Origin of the sequence: Rhizobium chutanense (assembly GCF_002531935.1) — a bacterium.
Taxonomy (GTDB): Bacteria; Pseudomonadota; Alphaproteobacteria; order Rhizobiales; family Rhizobiaceae; genus Rhizobium; species Rhizobium chutanense.
On sequence record NZ_NWSV01000003.1, the window covers coordinates 1 to 26990 of the forward strand.

The 26990-nt window shown below is 62.1% G+C and carries 23 protein-coding genes and 3 tRNA genes; 15 read left to right on the forward strand and 11 right to left on the reverse strand.

All coding sequences use genetic code 11. The annotated features are described in order from the left end of the window. From CO666_RS05025 to CO666_RS05040, 3 genes are all read right to left on the reverse strand, one after another. A partial coding sequence (locus CO666_RS05025; protein WP_245436743.1) for a GTP-binding protein occupies window positions 1–264 on the reverse strand: 264 nt, incomplete at its 3' end. A gap of 327 nt (window positions 265–591) precedes the next feature. Then, a tRNA-Gly gene (locus tag CO666_RS05035) sits at window positions 592–665 on the reverse strand. Between the two features lie 24 nt (window positions 666–689). Continuing rightward, window positions 690–774, reverse strand: a tRNA-Tyr gene (locus CO666_RS05040). A gap of 203 nt (window positions 775–977) precedes the next feature. On the opposite strand from CO666_RS05040, the gene rlmB reads away from it, so the two are divergent. Next, a complete protein-coding gene (rlmB, locus tag CO666_RS05045) occupies window positions 978–1868 on the forward strand; it encodes a 23S rRNA (guanosine(2251)-2'-O)-methyltransferase RlmB (protein ID WP_097611041.1) in 891 nt (296 codons plus the stop codon). A 38-nt stretch (window positions 1869–1906) separates the two neighbouring features. Further along, the gene (locus tag CO666_RS05050; RefSeq protein WP_097611042.1) at window positions 1907–2599 is read left to right on the forward strand and encodes an AprI/Inh family metalloprotease inhibitor; all 693 of its coding nucleotides are present in this window, start codon (window positions 1907–1909) and stop codon (window positions 2597–2599) included. 12 nt (window positions 2600–2611) lie between these two features. On the opposite strand, the gene CO666_RS05055 is transcribed toward CO666_RS05050, so the two are convergent. Continuing rightward, a complete protein-coding gene (locus CO666_RS05055) occupies window positions 2612–3349 on the reverse strand; it encodes a hypothetical protein (RefSeq protein ID WP_097611043.1) in 738 nt (245 codons plus the stop codon). A 205-nt stretch (window positions 3350–3554) separates the two neighbouring features. Between CO666_RS05055 and CO666_RS34030 the strand changes: the two genes are divergently transcribed. Next, window positions 3555–3713 carry a hypothetical protein gene (locus CO666_RS34030; protein WP_164740563.1) on the forward strand — a complete coding sequence of 53 codons (159 nt, stop codon included), beginning with the start codon at window positions 3555–3557 and terminating at the stop codon, window positions 3711–3713. A 64-nt stretch (window positions 3714–3777) separates the two neighbouring features. Then, window positions 3778–3915, forward strand: a complete 138-nt coding sequence (locus CO666_RS34035) for a hypothetical protein (protein ID WP_179869614.1) — start codon at window positions 3778–3780, stop codon at window positions 3913–3915. A gap of 76 nt (window positions 3916–3991) precedes the next feature. On the opposite strand, the gene CO666_RS05060 is transcribed toward CO666_RS34035, so the two are convergent. Then, the gene (locus CO666_RS05060; protein WP_179869628.1) at window positions 3992–4405 is read right to left on the reverse strand and encodes a hypothetical protein; all 414 of its coding nucleotides are present in this window, start codon (window positions 4403–4405) and stop codon (window positions 3992–3994) included. 258 nt (window positions 4406–4663) lie between these two features. Here CO666_RS05060 and CO666_RS05065 point away from each other — a divergent pair, with 258 nt between their 5' ends. Then, complete coding sequence (locus CO666_RS05065) at window positions 4664–5443, forward strand: hypothetical protein (RefSeq protein ID WP_097611044.1); 780 nt, start codon at window positions 4664–4666, stop codon at window positions 5441–5443. A 32-nt stretch (window positions 5444–5475) separates the two neighbouring features. On the opposite strand, the gene CO666_RS05070 is transcribed toward CO666_RS05065, so the two are convergent. Together CO666_RS05070 and CO666_RS05075 are read right to left on the reverse strand one after the other, a co-directional pair. Beyond that, a complete protein-coding gene (locus CO666_RS05070) occupies window positions 5476–5775 on the reverse strand; it encodes a hypothetical protein (RefSeq protein ID WP_179869615.1) in 300 nt (99 codons plus the stop codon). A gap of 324 nt (window positions 5776–6099) precedes the next feature. Then, window positions 6100–6175: transfer RNA gene (locus CO666_RS05075), tRNA-Thr, on the reverse strand. Window positions 6176–6330: 155 nt separating this feature from the next. On the opposite strand from CO666_RS05075, the gene CO666_RS05080 reads away from it, so the two are divergent. Genes CO666_RS05080 through CO666_RS05090 form a run of 3 tightly spaced genes read left to right on the forward strand, consistent with a single transcriptional unit; the run spans window position 6331 to window position 8665 of the window. Next, window positions 6331–7104: an NAD kinase gene (locus tag CO666_RS05080; RefSeq protein WP_097611045.1), complete on the forward strand. Its 774-nt coding sequence runs from the start codon at window positions 6331–6333 to the stop codon at window positions 7102–7104. 3 nt (window positions 7105–7107) lie between these two features. Beyond that, window positions 7108–7617, forward strand: a complete 510-nt coding sequence (locus tag CO666_RS05085) for a hypothetical protein (RefSeq protein ID WP_097611046.1) — start codon at window positions 7108–7110, stop codon at window positions 7615–7617. A 34-nt stretch (window positions 7618–7651) separates the two neighbouring features. Further along, window positions 7652–8665 (forward strand): alpha/beta hydrolase family protein, encoded by a 1014-nt coding sequence (locus CO666_RS05090; RefSeq protein ID WP_097611394.1) that lies wholly within the window; start codon window positions 7652–7654, stop codon window positions 8663–8665. Between the two features lie 54 nt (window positions 8666–8719). Here the strand turns inward: CO666_RS05090 and prfB are convergent. The 3 genes from prfB to CO666_RS05105 form a co-directional block, all read right to left on the reverse strand. Continuing rightward, window positions 8720–9851 (reverse strand): peptide chain release factor 2 gene (prfB, locus tag CO666_RS05095; RefSeq protein WP_179869616.1). Its coding sequence is split into 2 segments (ribosomal slippage): window positions 8720–9781 and window positions 9783–9851, totalling 1131 coding nucleotides; the frame shifts between segments, so codons are not numbered across the junction. Between the two features lie 157 nt (window positions 9852–10008). After that, on the reverse strand, window positions 10009–12468 hold the full coding sequence (locus CO666_RS05100; RefSeq protein WP_097611048.1) for a penicillin-binding protein 1A: 2460 nt from the start codon (window positions 12466–12468) through the stop codon (window positions 10009–10011). A 363-nt stretch (window positions 12469–12831) separates the two neighbouring features. Next, the gene (locus CO666_RS05105; RefSeq protein ID WP_097611049.1) at window positions 12832–14088 is read right to left on the reverse strand and encodes an N-acetylmuramoyl-L-alanine amidase; all 1257 of its coding nucleotides are present in this window, start codon (window positions 14086–14088) and stop codon (window positions 12832–12834) included. A gap of 624 nt (window positions 14089–14712) precedes the next feature. On the opposite strand from CO666_RS05105, the gene CO666_RS05110 reads away from it, so the two are divergent. Then, a complete protein-coding gene (locus CO666_RS05110) occupies window positions 14713–17601 on the forward strand; it encodes an Rne/Rng family ribonuclease (protein ID WP_097611050.1) in 2889 nt (962 codons plus the stop codon). A 147-nt stretch (window positions 17602–17748) separates the two neighbouring features. Beyond that, window positions 17749–17946: a type II toxin-antitoxin system VapB family antitoxin gene (locus CO666_RS05115; RefSeq protein WP_097611395.1), complete on the forward strand. Its 198-nt coding sequence runs from the start codon at window positions 17749–17751 to the stop codon at window positions 17944–17946. Window positions 17947–18207: 261 nt separating this feature from the next. Here CO666_RS05115 and CO666_RS05120 read toward each other — a convergent pair whose 3' ends face one another. After that, window positions 18208–19866 carry an acyl-CoA dehydrogenase family protein gene (locus CO666_RS05120; protein ID WP_097611051.1) on the reverse strand — a complete coding sequence of 553 codons (1659 nt, stop codon included), beginning with the start codon at window positions 19864–19866 and terminating at the stop codon, window positions 18208–18210. Window positions 19867–20045: 179 nt separating this feature from the next. On the opposite strand from CO666_RS05120, the gene CO666_RS05125 reads away from it, so the two are divergent. From CO666_RS05125 to topA, 5 genes are all read left to right on the forward strand, one after another. Further along, window positions 20046–21002: an aspartate carbamoyltransferase catalytic subunit gene (locus CO666_RS05125; RefSeq protein ID WP_097611052.1), complete on the forward strand. Its 957-nt coding sequence runs from the start codon at window positions 20046–20048 to the stop codon at window positions 21000–21002. Further along, on the forward strand, window positions 20999–22288 hold the full coding sequence (locus tag CO666_RS05130; protein WP_097611053.1) for a dihydroorotase: 1290 nt from the start codon (window positions 20999–21001) through the stop codon (window positions 22286–22288). Before CO666_RS05125 ends, CO666_RS05130 begins: the two co-directional genes overlap by 4 nt. Window positions 22289–22333: 45 nt before the next feature. Beyond that, the gene (gene plsY / locus CO666_RS05135; protein WP_097611054.1) at window positions 22334–22954 is read left to right on the forward strand and encodes a glycerol-3-phosphate 1-O-acyltransferase PlsY; all 621 of its coding nucleotides are present in this window, start codon (window positions 22334–22336) and stop codon (window positions 22952–22954) included. Beyond that, window positions 22954–24096 carry a DNA-processing protein DprA gene (gene dprA / locus CO666_RS05140; RefSeq protein ID WP_097611055.1) on the forward strand — a complete coding sequence of 381 codons (1143 nt, stop codon included), beginning with the start codon at window positions 22954–22956 and terminating at the stop codon, window positions 24094–24096. The genes plsY and dprA overlap by 1 nt, the downstream gene beginning before the upstream one ends. A 238-nt stretch (window positions 24097–24334) precedes the next feature. Continuing rightward, the gene (topA, locus tag CO666_RS05145; protein WP_097611056.1) at window positions 24335–26989 is read left to right on the forward strand and encodes a type I DNA topoisomerase; all 2655 of its coding nucleotides are present in this window, start codon (window positions 24335–24337) and stop codon (window positions 26987–26989) included. Window position 26990: the final 1 nt, after the last annotated feature.

Consider the following 26990-nt stretch of genomic DNA (forward strand, 5'->3'; position numbering starts at 1 on the left):
GATCATGTTCTTGACGTAGTCGGCGTGGCCGGGGCAGTCGACGTGCGCGTAGTGGCGGGCCGGCGTCTCATATTCGACGTGCGCCGTCGAAATGGTGATGCCACGGGCCTTTTCTTCCGGAGCCGCGTCGATCTGGTCGTACGCCTTGAACTCACCGAAGTACTTCGTGATCGCTGCCGTCAGAGACGTCTTGCCGTGGTCAACGTGGCCGATCGTGCCGATGTTGACGTGCGGCTTGTTGCGCTCAAACTTACTCTTTGCCATTTGAATGCTTCCTGTGAACGAAATAGTGGACCCCGGCGAACCGGTTTAGTGCCGCCGTTTAAGGCTTTCGGCGAAATTGCGCAAGACTTAATTGCAGACGCCATTCTTGGTGTGACAGCGCATATGGGGGACAATTCGCCGCCTGCAAGGCGATTCGCCGAAGCCCCCTCGAAAATCGCTGAAATCCTTGGAGAAAATCGCGTGGACTGCCGGGGCGCGAGCACCCTCGCCTGCCAGCCGGCAGCCGCTATTGCCAACCACGCGCGAAACATCTGCGCACCGAATGACCGCGGCAGCGAAGAGCACGTGAACGGGGCTGGGAAAAACTGGAGCGGGTAGCGGGAATCGAACCCGCGTATTCAGCTTGGAAGGCTGCTGCTCTACCATTGAGCTATACCCGCGGGGTGGTCCGATCCGATGACGAATGGTGGAGAGAGTTGGATTTGAACCAACGTAGGCTGAGCCAACGGATTTACAGTCCGTCCCCTTTAACCACTCGGGCATCTCTCCAGTTTTTCGTCCGGATCTAGAAGACCAAGTTTGCTAGACTTCGAAGCGTTGCCGCCCGTCGTCTGCGCCGCGTATATGACCGGAGCATTTCAGTCTGTCAACACGATGACAACGGAAAAAACACGAAAAATTTCATTCTCCGCCGAAAGCCGGCACATGAAAGAAAGCCTATGCGGCAGCCGGCGCCATGGCTATAAAGCCGCATGAGCAAAGATAAAAAATCCGGCGGCAAGCCCGCAACCGACCCATCCGCCAAGGATACGCATTACGCCACGCTGCGGCGCGCACACCGTGACGCCAAGCGCGAACGCGGCGAGATTCCGACACCTCCGCCGCAGAAGCGCAGGCGTGGGGGCGAGGACTGGAAGCCGCCGGCGCTTGCGCCCGACCAGGTGCATCTCTATGGCCTGCATACGGTGCGCGCAGCCCTCGACAATCCCGAGCGCAAGAAGATCAAACTCTTCGTAACGCAGAACGCGCTGGCGCGGCTCGAAATCGACGCCGAGACCCTTGGCATTCCCTTCGAGATCGTCTCGCCGCAGGAGATCGACAAGGTGCTCGGCCCCGAGGCAATCCATCAGGGCGTCATGCTGGAAACCCGGCCGCTGCCGGTGCGCCGGCTCGAAGCGCTGAAGGACAGCCCTCTGCTGCTCGTCCTCGACCAGGTCACCGATCCGCACAATGTCGGCGCGATCATGCGCTCGGCCGTCGCCTTCAATGCCGGCGCCGTTATCACCACCCAGAGACATAGCCCGACCGAATCCGGGGTGCTGGCCAAGTCCGCCTCCGGCGCGCTGGAACTGATCCCCTATATACAGGTCACCAATCTCGCCGATGCGCTCGGTGAATTGCACAAGCTCGGCTTCTCCACCATCGGTCTCGATTCGGAAGGGCCGGCGCCGCTTGAAGGGACCTTCTCGGGCGAGAAACTGGCGCTGGTGCTCGGCTCGGAGGGCAAGGGCCTGCGGCAGAAGACGCGGGAAACCGTCAATGCCCTTGCCCGTCTCGACATGCCGGGGGCGATCAAATCACTCAACGTGTCGAATGCGGCGGCGATCGCGCTTTATGCGGCGCGGCTCCATTTGAAGGCATAGCCGGTCCACAGACGGGCCGCGGCAAAAGGGGAACTGTCATGATCCGTTTCGTCCTTCGGTTCGCGGCCCCGGCAGCCGCGTTGCTTTTCTCAGGCATCGCCCACGGCCAGGAGATCGATCCCGATATTCTCAAGGCGCAGGCCGGAACCTATCTCATCGCGCCGGAAGACGGGCGTGCGGGATGCCAGATGACGCTCGAAACCGACATGGCGATCGGCGGCTTTTCGCTTTCGGGGCAGGAAGCCTGCGCCAAGTCGCTACCGGCACTCGCGGAAGCCGCTTCGTGGAATTTCGACGGCAATGGCGGCCTCATCCTGATCGATCCGACACGCAAGGTGCTCGCCCGTTTCGTCGAAAACGAGGGCTCTCCCATGAAGACGGAAGACGGCACGCCGCTGTTGCTGATCGCGGCACCCGGCGGCGTCGATCACCTGCCGACCTTCAGGAGCCTTGCCGGGGCATGGACAATGCAGCGGCCGGACGGCGAAAGGCTTTGCGGCATTACGCTCGGCAGCGACGTCGGAACGGACGGCAATGCGCCATTGTCACTCTCCGGTGACTGCGCTGCCGCCGTCGCCAAGCTCAAACTTGCGGTCTGGCATATCGAGGGTTTCGGGCTGACGCTGATGGGCCATGACGGTTCGTCGCTTGGCTTCGACATGCGCGCCGACGGCAATTTCGACAAATCGAAGCAGGAAGGCGGCAAGCCGCTTTCGCTCGTGCGTCGCTAGAGTCTTTTCTGGTCAGTCGGGCGTCCCGCAACTGGTTCGTCCATCCATGGGCCGGCGCGTGACATCGCCCGCCGCATAGGCAACTTCCACAGGATAAACGATCACGCTCGGCAATTTCTCGATTTCGCCGGCGTGATCGGGGCTGCGCTTCATTTCCGCCTTGTAGGCTGCGGCGCAATCCGGCAGTTGCGTCAGTGACAGGCCGGTGTCGGCGGCAATGGTCTTGGCGCAGGCAGCATCGCGATAGAGCGAACAGGAAGCGGTGTAGACGCGGCGGAAATCAAGAGTGAGCTTCCCCTTCCCGCTGTCGATCGCGGTAAAATCGTCACCCTCAAGAGCATCGTCGAGCAGCCGCTCGCCCGTCGCCGCATCGTAGACGACGAAGGGCAGCCCGCCGTTCCATCCATCCGCCGCGCGGAAAAACACGAAGCCGCCGCTGACGCCCATGAGATAACCGGCGGTATCGTCCTCGATCACCCGCTCGCGCGCGCCGGCACGTTCACAGGGCGCATCGGCGGCAAGCAGCGCCAGCTTTTCGGCGCCGACCTCGCCGAGATCGACCTCCTTGACCATGAAAGCGGGATAGCGGCTGCAGGTGATCTTCGACTTTGCATCGGGATTGAATTCATCCTTCGGCAGCGCGACGACATCCACTTTCACCGGCCGGTCGAAGAGGGCTGATTTTTCGGACGCTCCGGCGCAGGCAATCAGTGCCGCAAGGATAATCGATGTCGTGATCGTCCGCTTCATGACAGTTCCGCCTCCAACTCCTTCGCTATCTCTGGCATGGTTCGATCCCGTGCGACAGATGGAAAACGGACGCGGCAACAGCGGCGCAGCGCCTGCCGATGCCAGAGAAATCCACTTTTGCCTTGGAAAGACCTTCCGGAACACTATGATCGGGCAATGACCGGTTGTCGCGACCGGTCTGAAGCAAGAAGGAACGATTCCCATCATGGCCATTCGACCGCTGATTTTCGGTATCCTCTTTGTCTCGGTCTTCGTCGTGATCATCCTCAGCATCATCTGGGTGGACAAGTCGCACCCGATCCACCAGCCCGATCCTTTATCGCCGACGGCGCCCGGCGCGGCGACGCCGGGACAGGTGCAATAGTCCCGGCAGGAACGCCGACGGCGATCACGCGTTAATCCCGCGATTGAACGAGGATTGAACGCCTATGCGCATAATGATCGCCGTCATTGCCTTCATGGTCTGCTCCGTGCTCAGCATCGCCGTGATGTCGCCCTCCGGCGCCGGCCAGGCCGGCAATGGCGACAGGATCGAAGCAAGCGTCAACGAACCCGTCACCCATTGAAAAACGGCCCGGATGATCCGGGCCGCCAATAGCGCCGTCTTTTCAGACGTCGTTTAAACCTGCCGATGCGCTCGTCTCAGCCGCGGTAGAGCCAGAAGGGGATATAGCGATCGCGATCACGCCACTCGTGGCGTTCCTGCCAACGTTCGGCGCGCCACCGCCGCCACTGACGGCGATCGTCGCGCCAGTCGGACCGGCGCCAATCGCGCTCATCGCGCCAGCCACGGTCATCGCGCCAGCCACCGTCGTCACTCTCGTCCCGGTCGCGATCGCGGTGCCAGCCATCACGAACTTGAACGATATCACCCTGCGTCGAAACCGCCGGCCGCTCGGCCGGCATGGCGGCCGCCGGCGCGATCGAAGTGAAAACCGCACCGGCAGAAAGGGTTGCGGCGAGAAAGAAATGTGCGAGCCTCATGGCAGTTTCCTCATTGATGATGAGGCGAAGATAAAGGCGCACGGCTGAATTGGCGCTGAAGCAGCCCTTCAGACAAGGTTCATCAAGGGAAGCCGAAAAAATCTGCTGGTGCGATCGACAACCGACATCGAACCGAGGCGCCTGCGGCCTTCACCTCATCGTCGTGCAGTTTGATTTTCATAGGTTGAATCCCATCGCTGTTCGGGGCAGCATGAGATCGGTGCACCGGGGCAGCAAAGCACACCCAAAATGATACGCGGGCCCGGGTGCTATTAATTTCCAGTCGGACGTGTTCTGATTAGGAAACTCATCCGTTCAGAAGCTAGTCGCATGCAACTCACTCAATCACGCTTAAAGCTCCAGCGTGCCAAGGCAAAAATCGAAGAAATCAAACATGTGCTCGGTGCGACTGGTGTCCATCGCTTTGTAGCTAGGGTGGACGAGGAAAGCGGCGATCGTTTCATTCAGCTCAAAATCTTCGATCCCAACGACCTAGTGCACGTCATCATCGGGGAAACTGCCTATCAATTGCGATCGGCGCTAGACGTTGCTGCGGTGGCCCTGGCTCGCTTCAACGGGACAACGGACGTCAAACAAGTTTATTTCCCGATCGCCAACAGCGAACACGAATTTAACGCCCCGACCGGCAGCCCTCAAAAGAAGATGAACGGCCTGTCGCAACCGGTCAAAGATGCGATAGCACTGATTTCCCCGTATCCGGGCGGAAACGACCTCCTCGTCGGCTTGAACGATCTCTGCAATACTGACAAGCACAACAATCTTGTTGCTTCTATCCCTCAGGTTGGGAACCGTATATCAGTCGATCCATACGCAGACATAGCGGGGGTGGTCGGATCTTTCGCTGGCCGTTTCGCATCAGCGATGATCGATGCTGGGGAAGGACCATATGATGGCGTTGAATTCAAGCTCACCCCCGACGATGGTGATGCCTCGCAAATAGCCACTCTCCTCACTACAAAAATGCGCCTGGCTATGGGGCTAATTTTTTCCGGTACGCGTTACTTGGATGGAAGCGAGGCCTTCACCACACTGACGGCGATGTCATCAATGATAGAATCAATCATCGAAAACTTGGAAAACGCCACTTAGCGGGCGAAGGCACTTCCGGAAGGGAGGCGCCATTACTGACCTCCCCGGCCCGGAACGACGCCGGCCTGTTGAGCGACGCCAAGTACCGTATTGAGGAGGTCGGCGGTCTGTGTCTCGTTCCTGAGTTCGACCACCTCGTCCTTCATCAGCTTCTTGAAATTCTCGATCGTCTTGCGCTCGTCGATCGCGGCGGCAGCGGTGTCGGGGAAGTAGGTTTTCGCCATCGTCAGCAGATTGCCGCCGACCTGAACCTTCTGGTTAGCCGCGCTTGCTCTCGATTTGAGGGGTCGCTGATGCCTTTCCTTGTTGAGCAGAAGGATATGATGGCGCAATCCAGGCTGCCTCGCAGCGCCCGCTACAAGGTTTTGATCCGGGTCCTATTGCGAGGCTTGTGGCTGACTATCAAGCCACGGTCAGCGCGAAGAACGTAGATGCGCGAGAGACGGCGCGCGCTGAGATCCAGCGCGAATATATCCGCAACTTCTATCAGGTCACCGGTCAGCCCCTTCCGAACTAGATGGGCGGCCCTGGCGTAAATGCGGACCCAGAGTCTTAGGTGACACCTTCAAGATTTGCGGACACCATCCGGACACGGTTTTGCGCTCTGTGTCCGGCCCGATCGAACGCTCTGCGAATCGTTGATTTTATGAGATTTTTGGTGCCCCCGGCAGGGTTCGAACCCGCGACCCCCTGATTACAAATCAGGTGCTCTACCAACTGAGCTACAAGGGCAACCGGTGCCCAACTAGCAGATTCTGTGATTCTGTAAAGGAAAATCGGTGCCTATTTGGGGCTTGGCTGCGGTTCAAAACGCTTCGCTGGAGAAAACGTCCTTGTCGCCCCTGCCCTTTATCCTTTAGCTAGAGCAGCTTCACAAAGGGCATTGCATGGGCCGTTCATTTCAAACGCTTTCCTTTCTCGCCTCCCCCACGATGGAGGCGCTCGCAGCGCGCGAAGAGTTGATTCGTATCTATGGCGACGTGCCGTCTGATGATGCCGATGTCATCGTCGCACTCGGCGGCGATGGTTTCATGCTGCAGACGCTGCACCACACCATGAATTCCGGCAAGCTGGTTTACGGCATGAACCGCGGTTCGGTCGGCTTCCTGATGAACGACTATCGCATCGAACACCTACAAGAGCGCATCTGCCTCGCCGTTGAAAACGTCTTCCGGCCATTGCAGATGACGACGGCCAATGCCGACGGCACCAATTCGACGGCGCTCGCCATCAACGAGGTCTATCTTTTCCGCCAGTCCTATCAAGCCGCCAATTTGAAGGTCACGGTGGACGGGCGCGTGCGGCTGGAAGAACTGATCTGCGACGGGCTGATGGTGGCGACCCCTGCCGGGTCGACGGCCTACAATCTTTCCGCCCATGGCCCGATCCTGCCGCTCGAGGCGCCGTTGCTCGCCATGACGCCGGTCAGCGCTTTCCGGCCGCGGCGCTGGAGGGGCGCATTGCTTCCGAACAAGGTGACCGTCGATATCGACGTCCTCGAGCCGGTCAAGCGGCCGGTGAACGCGGTGGCGGACAATACCGAGGTCAAATCGGTGCTGCATGTCCGCATTGCCCAGTCGGAGCATATGACCGCCCGTATCCTCTCCGATCCCGACCGCTCCTGGTCCGACCGTATTCTCGCCGAGCAGTTCAAGGATTGAGACATGGCAATGCGCTTGACATTGATGACCACCGTTTTCCTCATCGGGTGGTCGGCCGCAGCCTTGCCGGCGCAGGATGCCATCCTGCCGGCCTCGGTGATTTTCGCGACCAGCACCGGCTACTGGCAGGACGAGGGCAACGCGCCGGATGTCGAACGCGCGCCGACGGGCGCCGAGAGCGTCGCCAACCCCGAGGGAAAGGCCGCGCAGCGCCACGGCTATTACAAGCTCTTTGCCGTCCGCCAGGCCGACAGAACCTCGAAGGTCTATCTGCAGCAGGTTGCACAGACCGAGACCGGCCCGGCGATCGCCTCGACCGTCGAGCTGCAGGAGATCAGCGACCTGAAACCTTATGTGACCGATATACGCCCCGAGAATTCGAACGGCATCATCAAGCAGCCGGGACTTTTTGCCACGATCTATCTGAAGACCGACCCTGCCGCCGAGCCGGATGGCTGGACCGTGCTGATCGATGAATTCGGCGAAATCACCGTGGAGAAGGCGACGAATTGAACAGCCGGGATCTGCTCGGAAAGGCATGCAAGCGATGAAACTCGGTTTTCGCGACGGCCTGCTTTACGACGAGAACAGATCGAACTGGGACGCAGACGGCCCCAGGCCCATCCGCTGGTCGCTGTGGTATCCCGCTGCCGATGACGCGCGGGAAAGCGATACGGCGGAAAGAAGCTGGTTCCGGAAGGCGGCAGTCGCCCGCAACGCACCCGCCCGGCCGGCTGCCCGGCCCTACCCCCTCGTCCTGTTGTCGCATGGCACCGGCGGATCCGCGGCCGGACTGGAGTGGCTGGCACGACGACTGGTCGATCGCGGATTTGCAGCGCTCGGCGTCAGCCATCACGGCAATACCGGCATCGAGCCCTATCGTGCCGAAGGCTTCGCCTGCCTTTGGGAACGGGCGCCGGATCTGAGCTTCATGCTCGACCGGCATGACCATTGGCTCGGCGATCTCACCGGCCATATCGATACATCCCGTGTTTTCGCGGCCGGATTTTCGGCCGGCGCTTATAGCGTGATGCTGCTTCTTGGCGCCGTCGCCCAGTTTTCGCAGTTCGACCCGTCGCGGATGAAGCCGGGCGGCATGCGCGGGCCGAGAGAATTTCCCGACCTTGCCGATCATATCCCGGCGCTGCTTCGCACCAGCGCTGTGTTTCGCGATTCATGGTCGCGCATGTCGAAACCGTATCGCGATGAGAGAATCAAGGCCGCGCTCCTTTGCGCGCCGGGCCGATCGGTTCTCGCTTTCAGCGAGGAAAGCCTGAAAGCCGTGGAGGTGCCCACTCTCATCCTGGTCGGTGATGCCGACAGAGCGGCGCCGGCTGAGGAATGCTCGTCATGGCTGAATGTGCGACTTCCGCGCAGCGCTCTCAAAATCTTCGGCGGCGGGCTTGGACATTATGTTTTCGTGCCGGAGGGCTCGGGGCTGGGTTTTGCCTTTGCCGCAGAACTTTTCACCGATCCTCCGGGGATCGAGCGCGCGGCCGTTCATGACGAGATTGCCGATCTGTCGGCGGCGCTGTTTCAAAACATCGGCGCAATGGCTTGAGTAAAGGAAAAGCCCCGTTTCCGGGGCTTTTCCTCTCGATCCTGCTTTTACATGTCAGTCGACATCCTCGACGACCGCGTCGGCGGCGCCGCTGATGCGGTGGGCAAGAGCGGCTTCCATGAACTCGTTCAGATCGCCGTCGAGCACGTCGTCAGGCGCGGTGCTGGCAACGCCGGTGCGCAGGTCCTTGACCAGCTGGTAGGGCTGCAGAACGTAGGAGCGGATCTGATGGCCCCAGCCGATATCCGTCTTGGAGGCGGCTTCGGCGTTGGCGGCATCCTCACGCTTCTTCAGCTCCGCTTCGTACATGCGGGCACGCAGCATGTCCCAGGCCTTGGCGCGGTTCTTGTGCTGCGAACGCTCCTGCTGGCACTGCACGACGATACCGGTCGGCATATGGGTGATGCGCACGGCCGAGTCCGTCGTGTTGACGTGCTGGCCGCCGGCGCCCGACGAACGATAGGTATCGATGCGGCAGTCGCTTTCGTTGATCTCGATCTGGATCGAGTCGTCGACGACGGGATAGACCCAGATCGACGAGAAGGAGGTGTGGCGACGCGCGTTGCTGTCGTAGGGCGAGATGCGCACCAGCCGGTGCACGCCCGATTCCGTCTTCAGCCAGCCATAGGCATTGTGGCCCTTGACGAGCAGGGTCGCGGATTTGATGCCCGCTTCTTCGCCGTCGTGGACTTCGAGAAGCTCGACCTTGAAACGCTGGCGTTCGGCCCAACGGGTGTACATGCGCAGCAGCATGTTCGCCCAGTCCTGGCTTTCGGTGCCGCCGGCGCCGGAATGCACTTCGAGATAGGTGTCGTTGCTGTCGGCCTCGCCGGAGAGCATCGCTTCCACCTGGCGGCGGGCAGCTTCGGCCTTCAAGGCCTTCAGCGTGTCCTCGGCTTCCTTGACGACGCCCTGGTCGCCCTCTTCCTCGCCAAGCTCGATCAACTCGATATTGTCGTTCAGCTGCTGTTCGAGCTGCCTGACGCCATTGATGCCGTCATCGAGCTGCTGGCGCTCGCGCATCAGCTTCTGGGCTTCCTGCGCATCGTTCCAGAGGTTCGGATCCTCTGCCTTGTTGTTCAACCAGTCCAGTCGTCTTATCGCCTGGTCCCAGTCAAAGATGCCTCCTCAGCAGGGTGATAGCCTGCTTGGTTTCATCGACCACGTTTTCGATTTCGGCTCGCATTTTCCTGCTTTTCTGTAACGTCTTCTTCGAATGCTGGTCTGCGTCTTTGTTTGACGCAAATTCCGGACGCAAAACCGCTGTGCACTTTTGCTGGAATTGCTGTAGAGACGCCCGCCGCGGATGTAAAGGCCGCAGCGGGCGTCCAAAAATTCGGCGGTCAGAACAGGCCGGGTGTGCCGGTCTGGACGGCCTGGTTGGCCTGCGGCGAGGTCTTCAGGATCTCCTCCGGCGCCATGGTGCCGTCCATGCCGATGACGGAGAAGCTGTCCGCCGGGCCGGTGCCGGGCTTGAAGGCCTCGATGATGGTGTTCGGATCGCCGTCGGCCGCTGCCATGCCGGTCTTGCGGTCGATCGAAATCAGGTTCATGCCCGCCGGGATGACGAATTTCGATTCCGGCGTATCCTGGACGGCAGCCTGCATGAATTCGTTGAAGATCGGGGCGGAAAGACCGCCGCCGGTGCCGCCGCGGCCGAGTGGGGCCGGCGTATCGAAGCCCATATAGAGGCCGGCGACCAGATCCGGCGTGAAGCCGACGAACCAGGCGTCCTTCTCGTCGTTGGTCGTGCCGGTCTTGCCGGCGACGTCGCGGCCGCCGAGATCGACCTTGCCGGCGGCGGTGCCGCGCTGGATGACGCCCTGCATCATCGATGTGATCTGGTAGGCGGTCATCGGGTCGAGAACGGTTTCGCGATTGTCGACGACGTTGGGCTCTTCCTGGTTCTGCCAGTCACCGGCATTGCAGCCTTCGCAAAGACGCTCCTCATGCTTGAAGATCGTCTTGCCGTAGCGGTCCTGGATGCGGTCGATCAAGGTCGGCTTGATCTGCTTGCCGCCATTGGCGATGACCGAATAGGCCGAGACCATCCGCAGCACCGTCGTGTCGCCGGCGCCGAGCGACATGGAGAGAACCGGCAGCATGTGATCGTAGATGCCGAAGCGCTCGGCATATTCGGCGACGATGTTCATGCCGAGATCGTTGGCGAGGCGCACCGTCATCAGGTTGCGCGAATGCTCGATGCCCGAGCGCAGCGTCGACGGGCCGCCGACCTCGCCGCCGTAGTTTTCCGGTTTCCAGACCTGGCCGCCCGAGACGATCTCGATCGGCGCATCCATGATGACGGAAGCCGGCGTATAGCCGTTGTCCATTGCCGCGGCGTAGACGAAGGGCTTGAACGACGAGCCCGGCTGGCGCATCGCCTGGGTGGCGCGGTTAAATTCGGACTGCGAATAGGAGAAGCCGCCGACCATGGCGAGCACGCGGCCGGTCTTCGGGTCCATGGCGACCAGACCGCCCTGCACCTTCGGCGGCTGCTGCAGGCGATAGGACGTAGAGGCGTCGCCGCCGAGCTTTGCGACATAGACGACGTCCCCCGGGGCGACGGCGCCGACCGGCGATTTCGTCGTCTTGCGGGCACCGTCGGACGAACGGAACGCCCATTGCATGTTCTTGGCTTCGATCGTGCCGCGCTGACGGTCGGCGGACACCTTGCCGCTTGCATCCTTGGCCGGCTGCAGGCCGATGTCGACGGTGGCATCGGACACGGCGAGCACGACGGCAAGCTGCCATTCCGGCACGTCGGACAAGGCGGGAATATCGGCAAGCGCCTTGCCCCAGTCACCGCTTGCATCGATCTGCTTGATCGGGCCGTGGAAACCGCGGCGCTCGTCATAGGTGACAAGTCCGTCCTGCAGCGCCTTGCGGGCAGCGAGCTGCATCTGCGGATCGAGCGAGGTGCGCACCGAAAGGCCGCCCTCATAGAGGACCTTCTCGCCATATTGGTCGATCAGCTGGCGGCGCACCGCTTCGGCGAAATAATCCGAAGCGAAAAGCGATGGGCCGGTCGAGCGGGCCGTGACGCCGAGCGGCTGCTTCTTGGCTTCCTCGCCGTCGCTCTGGCTGACATAGCCGTTCTCGACCATGCGGTCGATCACCCAGTTGCGGCGCTCAAGCGCTGCTTCCGGGTGGCGGAAAGGATGGTAATTGGCAGGCCCCTTCGGCAGCGAGGCGAGATAGGCCGCCTCGGCGACGGTCAGCTCGGTCACGGATTTGTTGAAATAGGTGAGTGCGGCGCCGGCAATGCCGTAGGAATTCATGCCGAAGAAGATCTCGTTCAGATAGAGCTCGAGGATCTTGTCCTTGCTGTAGGCCTGTTCGATACGGAAGGAGAGGATCGCTTCCTTGATCTTGCGGTCGATCGTCTGGTCCGAGCTCAAAAGGAAATTCTTGGCCACCTGCTGAGTGATCGTCGAGGCGCCGACCGGGCGGCGGCCGGAACCGAAATTCTGCAGGTTGACGAGGATTGCGCGGCCGAGACCGGTGAGATCGACACCCGGATGATTGTAGAAGTTCTTGTCTTCAGCCGAGAGGAAAGCGGCCTTCACGCGGTCGGGGATGGCCTGGATCGGCAGGAAGAGACGCTTTTCCTTGGCGTATTCGGCCATCAGAGCGCCGTTGCCGGCGTGGACGCGGGTGGTTACCGGCGGCGCGTAGCTGTTCAGAACGGCGTAGTCCGGGAGATCCTTCGCGACGTTGGCGAGATAAATGGCAACACCCGCCGCCGCGACCAGAAACAGGACGCAGGCCATTCCGAAGAAATATCCAAAAAGTCTAACCATATTTTCAGCTACCGGTCTCTTCGATCTTCAATCGGCGCGGACGCAACGATTGCATAGATCAAGGCAATTTGCACGTTGCGCGGCTTACTCCATGAGCGCTACCGCCACAAGCCGATTCCGCGCTCAAGGCTTAGGAAACATAAGCCGGAGTAACGGCGCGATTGTGAGGAAAATAGGGCTCTGTCCGCCGCATTCACTGCCAACTCGGCGTTTCCCAGGGACTGTCACATCCAAGCAACGCCCGTGCGCGCCACCAATCGTAAAGCGTCCGCTTCAGAATTCGATTCATGCGATGCACTTTAAGTCTTTGTTTTCATGGATGTCGCCGCCCGCAACCGCGGCTGGATTTTCGGGCAAAATGCGTCAGCCGCCATTCGCCAGGACGGCGGCGCGGTATCGCTTCACCGCGTCGGTCAAAAGACCAACGGTCTTGCCGCGCCAGGTCTCGTCGAGCAGTAGTTTTTCGTCCTCGGCATTCGAAAGGAACCCGAGTTCGAGAAGGATCGATGGCACGTCGGGGGCCTGCAGCACGCGGAAGCCGGCATGACGGTGCGGATTGTTGATGGTGCCGACCTGATCCTTGAAGGAATTCAGCACGCTCTCGGCCAGCGAGATCGAGAAAGCCTGGGTCTCGCGCCGCGTCAGATCGAGCAGGATATCGGCGACCTCGGGCGGCTCGGCGACGGTCTCCTTGCCGGCGATCTGGTCGGAGAGGTTTTCACGTTCGGCAAGGTCGGCGGCGAGCTTGTCGGATGCCTTGTCGGAGATCGTATAGACGGTAGCCCCGCGGATATCCTTCTGCTTCAGCGTGTCGGCATGCAGCGAGATGAACAGCCCGGCATGGTTCTGGCGGGCGATCAGCACACGCTGCGAAAGCGACAGGAATTCGTCATCTTCGCGCGTCAGGAAAGCCTTGATGCCCGGCTCCTTGTTCAACCGGTCGGTCAAGGCCTTGGCGAAGGCGAGCGTCACCTGCTTTTCCTCGGTCTTGGTGTCGACGCCGATCGCCCCGGTATCGATGCCGCCATGGCCGGCGTCGACGGCGATGACGAAATCGCCGGGGGCGGCCTTCTCGGGCGCCGGAATGGCACTGGTCGTCTGCGCCGCCTCGGTCCGGTCGCTCCAGGATTGCGTCTTGACCAGCTCGGCAAAGGCCTGCTTGTCGATCATCTCGGCATCGAGCACGAGACGATGCCCCTTGCCGGCCTCGTCGGCCTGCACCTTGGCGAGCGCCAGCTTCACCGGCCCGGCCGTCGTCAGCACGATGCGGGCGCTTTCCTCGTCCATCTTGCCGTAACGGATATCTTTGAACAGGCCGCGGGCGGCGAGATCCTTGGCGGGAAAACCGAAGGCGGTCGCCGGCAGGTCGATGACGATGCGTTCGGGATTGGCGATATAGTGGACGGAGAAGTGCGGCTCGCGATCGAAATCGATGACGATGCGCGTCCTTGCATCGTCGCCGACGATGCGCGCGCCGTAGGCAAGCAGCGGATCCCCGGCCTCGACGGAAGCAACGACGGTCGCCAGGAGACCAGCAGTGAGAAGCGCCGTCAGAACCCGCCTTGCGAAGGTCGATCGCCAACCCGCGGATGTCGCCGTGTTCCGAGCCCTCTTAAACAATAAACCGCCACACCCTATCTGTACTGCGATGGAGCCGACTGGGCCGCGGCGAACGTCGCCGTGACGAAACACCGCTTGCGGCCTGCCGAATCGCGATCACTTTATCCCCAGCTTCTATGCGTTCTGAAATCCATCAATATTATGGCACATTTGGCTTTTCCCTTGCTATTGTGACACAGAAAACATACAACGAATTTTAGGGTAAAGTGTTGACGGGATAGAGTCGCCGCGAAGGCTGCCAGCCAGATCAGGACCTGGCGCCACACCGGTCATCGTCCGCCGTCTCATGCGCTTCATCCCTAGAACTGGATCCTGATTTTCCGGCTTATTGTCGGAATTCATTGGTGGATCAGCCACCACGCTCTCAGGGAGCAAACTCATCGGACCCGAACGGGTCTTCGTATTTGTCGATCACGCTTGGTTGTTGATGGTTTCGCAGCAGGTTTTATCTGAAGTGTACAGGCCCCGGACCGACATGGTTCCGGCTGCGGTCTGGCTGCTGCCCTCCCCCTCGCATCAGGCGCGACTTTCATTATCCGGCGCGGCTACAGTGGACCGCATTTCGTCTGTTTCAACAGCAGTCGGGAATGCGCTCTCGCGGCCACGCCGAGGAGCACAGCTTACATGGCAGACAAAATGCTTATCGATGCGTCTCACGAGGAAGAGACGCGCGTCGTTGTCGTTCGCGGGAACCGCATAGAAGAATTTGACTTCGAGTCCCAGCACAAGAAGCAGATCCGCGGCAACATCTATCTTGCAAAGGTAACGAGGGTCGAGCCCTCGCTGCAGGCCGCCTTCGTCGATTACGGCGGCAACCGGCATGGCTTCCTGGCCTTCGCCGAAATCCATCCCGACTATTATCAGATACCGCTCGCCGACCGTCAGGCACTGCTTCGGGCCGAAGCCGAGGAGCATCGCCGCGACGACGATGTCGAGCATGTCGAAACCGCGCCGATGGTCGATCTGTCCAAGCAGGATCAGCCGGATGTCGGCATCGTGCCGGCAGAGGTGCCGGAAACGGCTGCCGTAGCGGAAGAGCCGGCAGCGGTCGAGGCCGCGGCATCGCCCGAGGCCGCCGAGGAAGCGCCTGTCAAGAAGGCACGGCCGCGCCGCAGCCGCAAGAAGGCCGCCGAGCCGGCTGCTGAGATGACCGCGACCGAGGATGCCGTTCCGACGGATGTCGAAGCCGAAGGCGCTTCGAGCGTCGACAACGAGGATGACGGCTCGACCGGCGGCACGATGGCCGCGGTGGTCGAAACTGACGAGATCTCCGAGGACATCGATACCAACAAGCGTCGCCACGACGATGACGACGACGATGACGACCACGGCGAAGAGGAAGTCATCGAATCGGTCGGCGCCGAAGACGCCATGGAAGAAGTGCCGGACCGCGTGCAGCGCAAGCCGCGCAAGCAGTACCGCATCCAGGAAGTCATCAAGCGCCGCCAGATCCTGCTCGTTCAGGTCGCCAAGGAAGAGCGCGGCAACAAGGGTGCTGCCCTTACCACCTATCTCTCGCTCGCCGGCCGCTATTCGGTGCTGATGCCGAACACCGCGCGCGGCGGCGGCATTTCCCGCAAGATCACCAACCCTGCCGACCGCAAGCGCCTGAAGGAAATCGCGCGCATGCTCGAGGTGCCGCAGGGCATGGGCGTCATCCTGCGTACCGCCGGCGCCAACCGCACCAAGGTCGAGGTCAAGCGCGACTTCGAATATCTGATGCGCCTGTGGGAAAACGTGCGCACGCTGACGCTGGCGTCCACGGCTCCCTGCCTCGTCTATGAGGAAGGCTCGCTGATCAAGCGCTCGATCCGCGACCTCTACAACAAGGATATCGGCGAGATCATCGTTGCCGGCGAAGAAGGCTATCGTGAAGCGAAAGACTTCATGAAGATGCTGATGCCGAGCCATGCCAAGGTGGTTCAGCCCTATCGCGACATCCACCCGATCTTCTCGCGCTCGGGCATCGAAGCCCAGCTCGACCGCATGCTGCAGCCGCAGGTGACCCTGCGTTCCGGCGGCTACCTGATCATGAACCAGACGGAAGCGCTGGTTTCGATCGACGTCAACTCCGGCCGCTCGACGCGCGAACACTCGATCGAGGATACCGCGCTGCAGACCAACCTCGAAGCCGCGGAAGAAATTGCCCGCCAGCTTCGCCTGCGCGACCTTGCCGGCCTGATCGTCATCGACTTCATCGACATGGAAGAGAAGCGCAACAACCGCGCCGTCGAGAAGAAGCTGAAGGAATGCCTGAAGAACGACCGCGCCCGCATCCAGGTCGGCCGGATCTCGCATTTCGGCCTGCTCGAAATGTCGCGCCAGCGTATCCGTGCATCGGTTCTCGAATCGACCACGCAGGTCTGCTCGCATTGCGGCGGCAGCGGCCATGTACGTTCGCAGTCCTCCGTCGCGCTGCATGTGCTGCGCGGCATCGAGGAATATCTGCTGAAGAACACCACGCACAACATCACCGTGCGCACAACGCCTGACATCGCGCTCTACCTGCTCAACCACAAGCGCCAGACGATCGTCGATTACGAGAACCGCTTCGGCGTTGCGATCATCATCGATGCGGACGACTCGGTCGGCGCGCAGCATTTCGCGATCGATCGCGGCGAGGCGGTGGAAAACCCGGTCAAGATCGAAACGCTCTTCAACTTCGCTGCCATTCCAGAGGATGACGACGACGATATCGTCATCGAGGCGGATGAGGACGAAGACGAGGAACTCGAGGAAAAGCCGGCCGTTGCCGAGCGCCCCGCAGCAGTGCGCTCGGAAGGCGAAGGTGACGGCAACCGCAAGCGCAAGCGCCGCCGGCGCCGCCGCGGCCGCAACGGCAATGCCGAGCAGCCGGTATCGGCCGCAGGCGAAGCCGGGGACGAGGATGAGGACGGTGACGACGAGGGCGGCGAAGGCGATGAAACCGCCGAAGGCACGCCTGAGACACAGGCTGAAAGCGAAGAATCGCAGCGCCGCAAGCGCCGCCGTCGCGGCAAGCGCGGCGGTCGCCGCAACCGCGCCGAAGATGGTTCCGAACTGACGGCCGGCGAAGCCGGAGAAGACAATGGCGGCGGCGAGGACGAAGGCGACGACGCTTCGAACGAAACCGCCCCCAGCGAGGCCGTAGCGATCGAGGCGGTTGCCGAGCAGGCTGACGAAGGTCAGGCCGCAGCGGCCGCCGTCGAGGGTGTGGCCGTCGTCACCGAGGATGTGAAGCCCGCCCGTGGCCGCAGCCGCCGCAAACCCGCAGCGGCACCGGTCGAGGAGCCCGTAGCAGAAGCAGCTCCTGTCGCCGAAGCCGAGCCGGAACTGGTCGAAGCCTCCGCCGATCTCGAAGCGCCCGCTCGGGAAGATGTCCAGGAAGAGGCAAAGCCGGTTCGCGCCAACCGCGAATCCAATATCTCCTCCTCCGAGCCGACGGTGAAATCCACCACCCGCGCCGAGAATGGCGACGGCGACGACGGCAAGCCGAAGAAAGCCGGCTGGTGGCAGCGCCGTGGCTTCTTCTGAACGCTGATTTTCGGACGTAAACCCTGAAATCCGGCCGCGGCGACGCGGCCGGATTTTCGTTTGTGGCGAGGGCATCGTCGTCAAACTTGAATCGCCGTGACGCAGATGTGTATCCTTGAGGATAATCCTATCCACGGGGGCGCGATCGTGCGGACGAATATCTATATCGATGATGCCTTGCTCGACGCGGCAATGAACGCCGCGGGATTGGCGACAAAAGAGGCCACGGTCGAGTTAGCTTTGCGAAACCTTGTCGAGAGGCATCGCCGAAAAAATGCGATCACAGATCTCGCGGGGATAGGCTGGGAAGGCGACCTCGATAAGATCCGTCGCGACCGGCCCTGAAGGACAATCGTCCCCGAAAGTTCGGTCCGGCTTGCGCATCGGCTTGGCCAGCCCGGCCCGGGAGATCGTCGAGACCAGCCCCTCATCCGGCTGCCGCCACCTTCTCCCCGTAAACGGGGCGAAGGGACCATGCCGCACTCTCTCCGTTCCCCACGCACATCTCGTTTGGCACGTCCCCTCTCCCCGTTTTTTACGGGGAGAGGGTTAGGGTGAGGGGCAATTGGCGCAAAGCCCTTCGACAGGACAAACTTCCGCTTGCGATCAAGCCGCCGGCGGATAGAGCAGATCGACGATGTAGCTGGCGTCGAAGCGGGAATCGAGCATGCCGTAGGTGGAGCGCCAGCCGCCGGCAAGGCGCGTCTCGATGAAGGCATCGGCGATGCGCCCTGCCCCCAGCCGATAGAGTTCGGCGGCACCGGCGGCGAGCGCCAGCTGCTCGACGAGCAGGCGTGCGGCGCCTTCATCTTGTTCGCACAGCGCGATTGCGGCGCGCAGCACGTCGATCGTCTTCTTGCCGGCAGGGCCGAGATCGCGGGCAAGGCCTGCAAAGACCGTTTCGAACAGATCCTTGCCGCGGTTGAGCACGCGCAGCACGTCGAGCGCCATGACGTTGCCGGAGCCCTCCCAGATGGCGTTGACGGGCGCCTCGCGATAATGGCGGGCGATCGGACGCTCTTCGATGTAACCATTGCCACCGATGCATTCCATCGCTTCGTAGATCAGCGCGGGGGCGATCTTGCAGCACCAGTATTTGGCGACCGGCGTCATGACGCGGGCATAGGCCGCTTGCTCGGCATTGCCGCGCGCCTTGTCGAAGGCATCGGCAAGCCGGAAGGACAGCGCGGTGGCGGCGGCGACATCGAGCGCCATGTCGGCCAGCACGCGCGTCATGATCGGCTGGTTGACGAGCATCTTGCCGAAGACGCTTCGGCCGCGGGTGTGGTGCACGGCCTCGGCCAGCGAGGCGCGCATCATGCCTGAGGAAGCCAGCGCGCAGTCGAGCCGCGTCAGCGTCACCATGTCGAGAATGGTGCGGATGCCGGCATCCGGGCCGCCGAGCAGAAAACCGAAGGTGTCGGTGAATTCCACTTCGGCAGAGGCGTTGGAGCGGTTGCCGACCTTGTCCTTCAGCCGCTGGAACTGCAGGCCGTTGGCGGACCCATCTTCCAGCAGGCGCGGCACCAGGAAGCAGCCCATCCCCTCCTTCGTCTGCGCCAGCATGATGAAGGCATCGCTCATCGGAGCGGACATGAACCATTTGTGGCCGGAGAGCCGGTAGATGCCCTCGCTGACCTTTTCGGCAGCGCTCCTGTTGGCACGCACATCCGTGCCGCCCTGCTTTTCCGTCATGCCCATGCCGATCGTCACGGCGGATTTCTGCATGGCGGGCTTGTTCGACGAATCATATTTGCGAGAGAGAATCTTCGGCGCCCAGTCCTTCTGGACAGCGGGCGAGGCCGAGAGCGCGGCAACCGAGGCGCTGGTCATCGTCAGCGGGCAGAGATGGCCGGATTCCAGCTGTGACGTCAGATAGAAGCGGGCGGCGCGAACCTTATGGGCCTCATCCTTGGCTTCGGTATCGGCCTGTGGATCCCAGACGGAGGAATGCAGGCCAACCGACATGGAACGGCGCATCAGTGCGTGCCAGGCCGGGTGAAACTCGACGACGTCGACGCGCTCGCCGCGCGGGCCATGGGTGCGCAGCTGCGGCGTGCCCTGGTTGGCCATGCGCGCCAGCTCCTGCGCCTCCGGCGAGGTGACGTAGCGGCCCATGTTTTCCAGGTCTTCGCGGATGTTGCGCGGGAGCGCCGCCGTCAGATCGACGATCAGCGGATCGGATCGATAGGCGTTGATGCCGGACCACAGGCTCGGCTGGTTGAGTTCTGCGAGTTTGTCGTCAGTCCGGTTGGCGGAGGTCATAATTCGCTTCTAGTGTAAGAACCCGGCAAAGGGAAACCGGAAGTTATGATTCGGTTCATTCTGCTCTATCGGAATTCTGGCGAAAATGCATGGGGACATAAGCCTTTGCCCACAGCGCATGCTTGCCCCGGCGGGCCGCACTCTTTATAGACCCGCCAGAGACAGCAAGAGGCAGGGTCATGGTCTTTTTCCCCCACCGCCACCTCATCGGCATCAAGGGCCTCACCGAGCAGGATATCACCTATCTGCTCGACAAGGCCGACGAGGCCGTCAAGATCAGCCGCCAGCGAGAGAAGAAGACGTCGACGCTGCGCGGGCTGACGCAGATCAACCTGTTCTTCGAGGCATCGACGCGCACGCAGGCCTCCTTCGAGCTGGCCGGCAAGCGGCTCGGCGCCGACGTGATGAACATGTCGGTCGGCAATTCCTCGGTGAAAAAAGGCGAAACACTGATCGATACGGCGATGACGCTGAATGCGATGCGCCCCGACGTGCTGGTGATCCGCCATTCGAGCGCCGGTGCGGCCGCCCTTCTCGCCCAGAAAGTCTCCTGCTCTGTCGTCAATGCCGGTGACGGGCAGCACGAACATCCGACCCAGGCGCTGCTCGACGCGCTGACGATCCGCCGCGCCAAGGGCAAGCTCTCGCGCATCATCGTGGCGATCTGCGGCGACGTGCTGCATTCGCGGGTGGCGCGCTCCAATATCCTGCTGCTGAACGCCATGGGTGCGCGCGTGCGTGTCGTCGCGCCCGCCACCCTCCTGCCCGCCGGCATCGCCGAGATGGGCGTCGAGGTCTTCCATTCGATGAAGGAAGGGCTGAAGGACGCCGACGTGGTGATGATGCTCAGGCTGCAGCGCGAGCGCATGTCCGGCGCCTTCGTGCCTTCGGTGCGCGAATATTACCACTTCTACGGGCTCGACGCCGAAACGCTGAAGGCGGCGAAGGAGGATGCGCTGGTCATGCATCCCGGCCCGATGAACCGCGGCGTCGAGATCGCCTCCGAGGTCGCCGACGGTCCGCAGAGCGTGATCGCCGAACAGGTGGAAATGGGGGTCGCGGTGCGCATGGCCGTGATGGAGACGCTGCTCGTCTCGCAGAACCAGGGTCCCCGAACCGATGGAATGAAGGCATGAGCAACCCGATCGTCCTCAAGAACGTCCGCATCGTCGATCCCTCGCGCAATCTCGACGAAGTCGGCACGATCATCGCCGAAAACGGCGTGATCCTGGCCGCAGGTCACGCTGCGCAGAACCAAGGCACGCCTGAAGGCGCCGTCATCCGCGACTGCACCGGCCTCGTCGCCACACCCGGCCTCGTCGATGCGCGCGTCCATATCGGCGAACCCGGCGGTGAGCATCGCGAGACGATCGCCTCGGCGAGCCGCGCGGCGGCGGCCGGCGGCGTCACCTCGATCATCATGATGCCGGACACCGATCCCGTCATCGACGACATCGCGCTGGTCGAATTCGTCAAGAAGACGGCGCGCGATACCGCCGCCGTCAACGTCTATCCGGCAGCCGCCATCACCAAGGGCCTTGCCGGCGAAGAGATGACCGAGATCGGCCTGTTGATGCAGGCGGGCGCCGTCGCCTTCACCGATGCCCATTCCAGCGTCCATGACACCCAAGTGCTGCGCCGGATCATGACCTATGCGCGCGAATTCGGCGCCGTCGTCTCTTGCGAAACGCGCGACAAATATCTCGGCGCCAACGGCGTCATGCATGAAGGGCTTTTCGCCAGCTGGCTCGGGCTCTCGGGCATCCCTCGGGAAGCCGAACTCATCCCGCTCGAACGCGATCTCAGGATCGCCGAACTGACACGCGGCCGTTATCATGCCGCGATGATTTCGGTGCCGCAATCGGTCGAGGCGATCGAACGCGCCCGCAGCCGCGGCGCCAAAGTCACCTGCGGTGTCTCGATCAACAATCTGGCGCTTAACGAAAACGACATCGGCGAATACCGCACCTTCTTCAAGCTCTATCCGCCGCTGCGCCCGGAAGACGACCGGGTGGCGATGGTCGAGGCCCTTGCCAGCGGCGCGATCGACATCATCGTCTCCTCGCACGACCCGCAGGACGTCGATACCAAGCGCCTGCCTTTCGGCGAGGCGGAGGATGGCGCGGTCGGCTTGGAAACCATGCTGGCGGCGGCGCTGAGGCTTCATCATGGCGGCCAAGTGAGCCTGATGCGCCTGATCGACGCCATGTCCACCCGCCCGGCTCAGATTTTCGGCCTTGATGCCGGCACCCTGAAGCCGGGTGCCGCGGCCGATATAGCACTGATCGATCTCGATGAGCCTTGGCTTGTCGCCAAAGACATGCTTCTCTCCCGCTCGAAGAACACGCCATTCGAAGATGCGCGCTTCAGCGGACGGGCCGTCGCGACATACGTCTCGGGAAAGCTTGTCCACGCGCTCTAGGAGACGGCTGGACTGAGGATAGGCCACGGAGGGCCGAGGGGGCATATGTTATCCAATCTGATGTCATGGCAAATCACGCTGCCGATCGCGCTTGCTGCCGCTGTTATCGGCTACCTCTTCGGTTCCATTCCTTTCGGCCTGATCCTGACGCGGGCCGCCGGCCTCGGCGACGTACGCAGCATCGGCTCCGGCAATATCGGCGCGACCAATGTGCTGAGAACCGGCAACAAGAAACTCGCGGCTGCGACGCTGCTGCTCGATGCGCTGAAGGCATCGGCGGCGGCCTGGATCGTCGGTTATTTCCTCGGTGAGGAGGCAGCGATCATCGCCGGTTTCTTCGCCTTCATCGGCCATCTCTTCCCGGTCTGGATCGGCTTCAAGGGCGGCAAGGGTGTCGCCACCTATATCGGCACCCTGCTCGGCGTCGCGCCGATCATGGTCGTGCTCTTCGCCGCCGTCTGGCTGGCGGTTGCCTTCACCACCCGCTACTCCTCGCTGTCGGCGCTGGTTGCCATGCTCGTCACTCCGGTGGCGCTGTGGATATTGGGCAATGAGAAGGTTGCGGCTGTCATGGCGATCATGACGCTGATTTCCTACTGGAAGCACAAGGCGAATATTTCGCGCCTGATGGGCGGCACGGAAAGCAAGATCGGGGCAAAGGGATAATGGATGCGCCGGGCGCGGGATCAAAAGGCGTCGTGCTGACCGAACGGCAGCGCATTGCCTGGCTGCGTCTCATCCGTTCCGACAATATCGGCCCTGCCACTTTTCGCGACCTCATCAATCATTTCGGTTCGGCCGAGGCAGCACTTGCCGCATTGCCCGAGCTTTCGGCGCGCGGCGGCGCGACGCGGGCAATCCGCATTGCCAGCGAGGCCGAGGCGCATCGGGAACTCGAAGCCGCGCATCGCTTCGGCGCCCGCTTCGTCGGCATCGGCGAGCCGGACTATCCGCAGGCGCTGAAGCAGATCGACGGCGCACCGCCGCTGCTGGCGGTCAAGGGCGCGCTTGCCGCCGCCAAACGGCCGGCCGTCGGCATCGTCGGCTCGCGCAACGCCTCGGTCGCCGGCGCCAAATTCGCGGCGATGGTGGCGCGCGACTGCGGCCGGGCGGGATATACCGTGGTCTCTGGCCTGGCGCGCGGCATCGACACATCAGCCCATCGGGCAAGCCTCGACACCGGCACGATCGCCGCGCTTGCCGGCGGTCTCGACCAGCCCTACCCGCCGGAGAATATCGGCCTGCTCCAGGAGATCACCGGCGGCAACGGCCTGGCGGTGAGCGAGATGCCTTTCGGCTGGGAGCCCCGCGCCCGCGATTTTCCGCGCCGGAACCGGCTGATCGCCGGCATCGCGCTCGGCCTCGTCGTCATCGAAGCGGCGACACGTTCGGGCTCGCTGATCACGGCACGGCTTGCCGGCGAGTTCGGCCGGCTGGTGTTTGCCGTGCCCGGCTCACCGCTCGATCCGCGCTGCCATGGCACCAACGGGTTGCTGAAGGACGGTGCTTCGATCGTCACGACACCCGCCGATGTCGTCGAAGCTCTGGCGCCGCTGGCGCAATTCGAGCTTTTCCCGTCATCGATGGCGGAGCAACCGGCAGGTGACGGCAAGGCGATGACGATGCCGCCCGGCGATTCCGACCGGGCTCGCATCATCGATGCGCTCGGGCCGACGCCGGTCGAGATCGACGACGTCATCCGCCATACCGGCCTGTCGGCATCGGCGGTCTATCTCATTCTTCTGGAGCTCGATATATCAGGCAGGCTGCATCGGCATCAGGGTGGCCTCGTCTCGCTTTCCGATTGAACTTTGCACGATATCGGAGAATTGCCGAACCTCTGTGTCGAAAACATTCGATAGTCTATCTAAAATTGTGTTTTCTTCACAATCTCCCTTTGGCTGCAACGGATGCAAGAGGTAAAATTGCAGCAAACCCCTTGACCGCAGCGATTTCCCTGTCCATGTCGGAGAGCCGGTATCCATGTTTCGGTGTGTGTCGCGCTGGCTTTGCCGCTGGCGTTGTTTCCCTTTTTAGAGAATCATCATGAATGTTGTAGTGGTGGAATCGCCTGCCAAGGCCAAGACGATCAACAAGTATCTGGGCTCGGGATACAAAGTGCTCGCCTCCTTCGGCCATGTGCGCGATCTGCCTGCCAAGGACGGCTCGGTTCTTCCTGATCAGGATTTCGAAATGCTTTGGGAGGTCGATGGCGCCTCGGCCAAACGGATGAAGGACATTGCCGACGCGGTGAAATCCTCCGACGGCCTGTTTCTCGCGACCGACCCGGATCGCGAAGGCGAAGCGATTTCCTGGCACGTTCTCGACATGCTGAACAAGAAGCGGGTGCTGAACGGCAAACCGGTCAAGCGCGTCGTCTTCAATGCCATCACCAAGAAGGCCGTGCTCGACGCGATGGCCGATCCGCGCGACATCGACGTGCCGCTGGTCGACGCCTATCTGGCGCGCCGCGCCCTCGATTATCTCGTCGGCTTCAATCTTTCGCCGGTGCTGTGGCGCAAGCTGCCCGGCGCCCGTTCGGCCGGCCGCGTGCAGTCGGTGGCGCTTCGCCTGGTCTGCGACCGTGAATCCGAGATCGAGCGCTTCATTTCGGAAGAATACTGGAATCTCTCGGCGCTGCTGAAGACGCCGCGCGGCGACGAGTTCGAGGCCAGGCTGGTTTCGGCAAACGGCAAACGGCTCCAGCCGCGCGCAATCGGCAACGGCGAGGATGCCGGCAAGCTGAAGGCATTGCTCGAAGGCGCAAGTTATGTCGTCGACACAGTCGAGGCGAAGCCGGTCAAGCGTAATCCGGGACCGCCGTTTACGACCTCGACGCTGCAGCAGGCCGCCTCCTCTAATCTCGGCTTCTCCGCCTCGCGCACCATGCAGATCGCCCAGAAGCTCTATGAAGGCGTCGATATCGGCGGCGAGACGGTCGGTCTCATCACCTATATGCGAACCGACGGCGTGCAGATGGCGCCGGAAGCGATCGAGGCTGCGCGCCGCGCCATCGTCGACCAGTTCGGCGAGCGCTATATGCCCGAGAAGGCGCGCTTCTACTCCACTAAGGCCAAGAACGCCCAGGAGGCGCACGAGGCGATCCGTCCGACCGATTTCTACCGCTCGCCCGACCGCGTGCGCAAATTCCTCGATGCCGACCAGATCCGCCTCTACGACCTGATCTGGAAGCGCGGCATCGCCAGCCAGATGGCCTCGGCGGAGATCGAGCGCACCACGGCTGAAATCACCGCCGACAACAAGGGCGAGAAGGCCGGCCTGCGCGCCGTCGGCTCGGTCATCCGCTTCGACGGCTTCATCGCCGCCTATACGGATCAGAAGGAAGACGGAGAGCAGAGCGACGACGGCGACGAGGATGGCCGCCTGCCGGAGATCAATGCGCGCGAGACGCTCGCCAAGCAGAAGATCAATTCGACGCAGCATTTCACCGAGCCGCCGCCGCGCTATTCGGAAGCCTCGCTGATCAAGAAGATGGAAGAGCTCGGCATCGGCCGCCCGTCCACCTATGCCGCGACGCTCGCCACGCTGCGCGACCGCGATTATGTGACGATCGACAAGCGCAAGCTGATCCCGCAGGCCAAGGGCCGGCTGGTGACGGCTTTCCTCGAAAGCTTCTTCACCAAATATGTCGAATACGACTTCACCGCCGATCTCGAAGAAAAGCTCGACCGGATTTCCGCCGGCGAACTGAACTGGAAGCAGGTGCTGCGCGATTTCTGGAATGATTTCTTCGCTCAGATCGAAGATACCAAGGAACTGCGCGTCACCAATGTGCTGGATTCGCTGAACGAGGCGCTGGCGCCGCTGGTCTTCCCGAAGCGGGAGGATGGCAGCGATCCCAGAATCTGCCAGGTCTGCGGCACCGGCAACCTGTCGCTGAAGCTCGGCAAATACGGCGCCTTCGTCGGCTGCTCGAACTATCCGGAATGCAACTACACCCGCCAGCTCTCCTCCGAAAACGGCGGAGAAGCGGATGGTGCAGCCCTCAACGAGCCGAAGAACCTCGGCACCGATCCGACGACCGGCGAGGAGCTGACGCTGCGGTCCGGCCGCTTCGGCCCCTATATCCAGCGCGGCGACGGCAAGGAGGCCAAACGCGCCTCGCTGCCGAAGGGCTGGAAGCCCGAGGATATCGACTATGAAAAGGCGATGGCGTTGATCTCGCTGCCGCGCGATATCGGCAAACATCCGGAATCGGGCAAGATGATTTCGTCAGGCATCGGCCGCTATGGACCGTTCCTGCTGCATGACGGTTCCTACGCCAATCTGGAAACCGTCGAGGACGTGTTCTCGGTCGGCCTCAACCGCGCCGTGACCGTTATCGCCGAAAAGGCGAACAAGGCGCCAGGCCGGGGTGCCCGCGGCACGCCGGCGGCGCTGAAGACGCTCGGCGATCATCCGGATGGCGGCGCCATCACCGTTCGCGACGGCAAGTACGGCCCCTATGTCAACTGGGGCAAGGTCAATGCCACCCTGCCGAAGGGCAAGGATCCGCAGGCGATCACCGTCGAGGAGGCGCTTGCGTTGATCACCGAAAAGGCCGGCAAGGCGCCCGCCGGCAAGGCATCCAAGGCGAAAGCCAAGCCGAAGGCGGCGGCCGCCGAAGCCAAGACCACCAAGACGGCGGCCAAGCCGAAGACAACGAAGGCGAAAGCGCCGGCGAAATCGAAAAAGGCCTGAC

Coding starts and splice junctions, on each gene's coding strand:
- rlmB (WP_097611041.1), top strand. CDS start 978: ATGAGCAAAGATAAAAAATCCGGCGGCAAGCCCGCAACCGACCCATCC.
- CO666_RS05050 (WP_097611042.1), top strand. CDS start 1,907: ATGATCCGTTTCGTCCTTCGGTTCGCGGCCCCGGCAGCCGCGTTGCTT.
- CO666_RS05055 (WP_097611043.1), bottom strand. CDS start 3,349: ATGAAGCGGACGATCACGACATCGATTATCCTTGCGGCACTGATTGCC.
- CO666_RS34030 (WP_164740563.1), top strand. CDS start 3,555: ATGGCCATTCGACCGCTGATTTTCGGTATCCTCTTTGTCTCGGTCTTC.
- CO666_RS34035 (WP_179869614.1), top strand. CDS start 3,778: ATGCGCATAATGATCGCCGTCATTGCCTTCATGGTCTGCTCCGTGCTC.
- CO666_RS05065 (WP_097611044.1), top strand. CDS start 4,664: ATGCAACTCACTCAATCACGCTTAAAGCTCCAGCGTGCCAAGGCAAAA.
- CO666_RS05080 (WP_097611045.1), top strand. CDS start 6,331: ATGGGCCGTTCATTTCAAACGCTTTCCTTTCTCGCCTCCCCCACGATG.
- CO666_RS05085 (WP_097611046.1), top strand. CDS start 7,108: ATGGCAATGCGCTTGACATTGATGACCACCGTTTTCCTCATCGGGTGG.
- CO666_RS05090 (WP_097611394.1), top strand. CDS start 7,652: ATGAAACTCGGTTTTCGCGACGGCCTGCTTTACGACGAGAACAGATCG.
- CO666_RS05100 (WP_097611048.1), bottom strand. CDS start 12,468: ATGGTTAGACTTTTTGGATATTTCTTCGGAATGGCCTGCGTCCTGTTT.
- CO666_RS05110 (WP_097611050.1), top strand. CDS start 14,713: ATGGCAGACAAAATGCTTATCGATGCGTCTCACGAGGAAGAGACGCGC.
- CO666_RS05120 (WP_097611051.1), bottom strand. CDS start 19,866: ATGACCTCCGCCAACCGGACTGACGACAAACTCGCAGAACTCAACCAG.
- CO666_RS05125 (WP_097611052.1), top strand. CDS start 20,046: ATGGTCTTTTTCCCCCACCGCCACCTCATCGGCATCAAGGGCCTCACC.
- CO666_RS05130 (WP_097611053.1), top strand. CDS start 20,999: ATGAGCAACCCGATCGTCCTCAAGAACGTCCGCATCGTCGATCCCTCG.
- plsY (WP_097611054.1), top strand. CDS start 22,334: ATGTTATCCAATCTGATGTCATGGCAAATCACGCTGCCGATCGCGCTT.
- dprA (WP_097611055.1), top strand. CDS start 22,954: ATGGATGCGCCGGGCGCGGGATCAAAAGGCGTCGTGCTGACCGAACGG.
- topA (WP_097611056.1), top strand. CDS start 24,335: ATGAATGTTGTAGTGGTGGAATCGCCTGCCAAGGCCAAGACGATCAAC.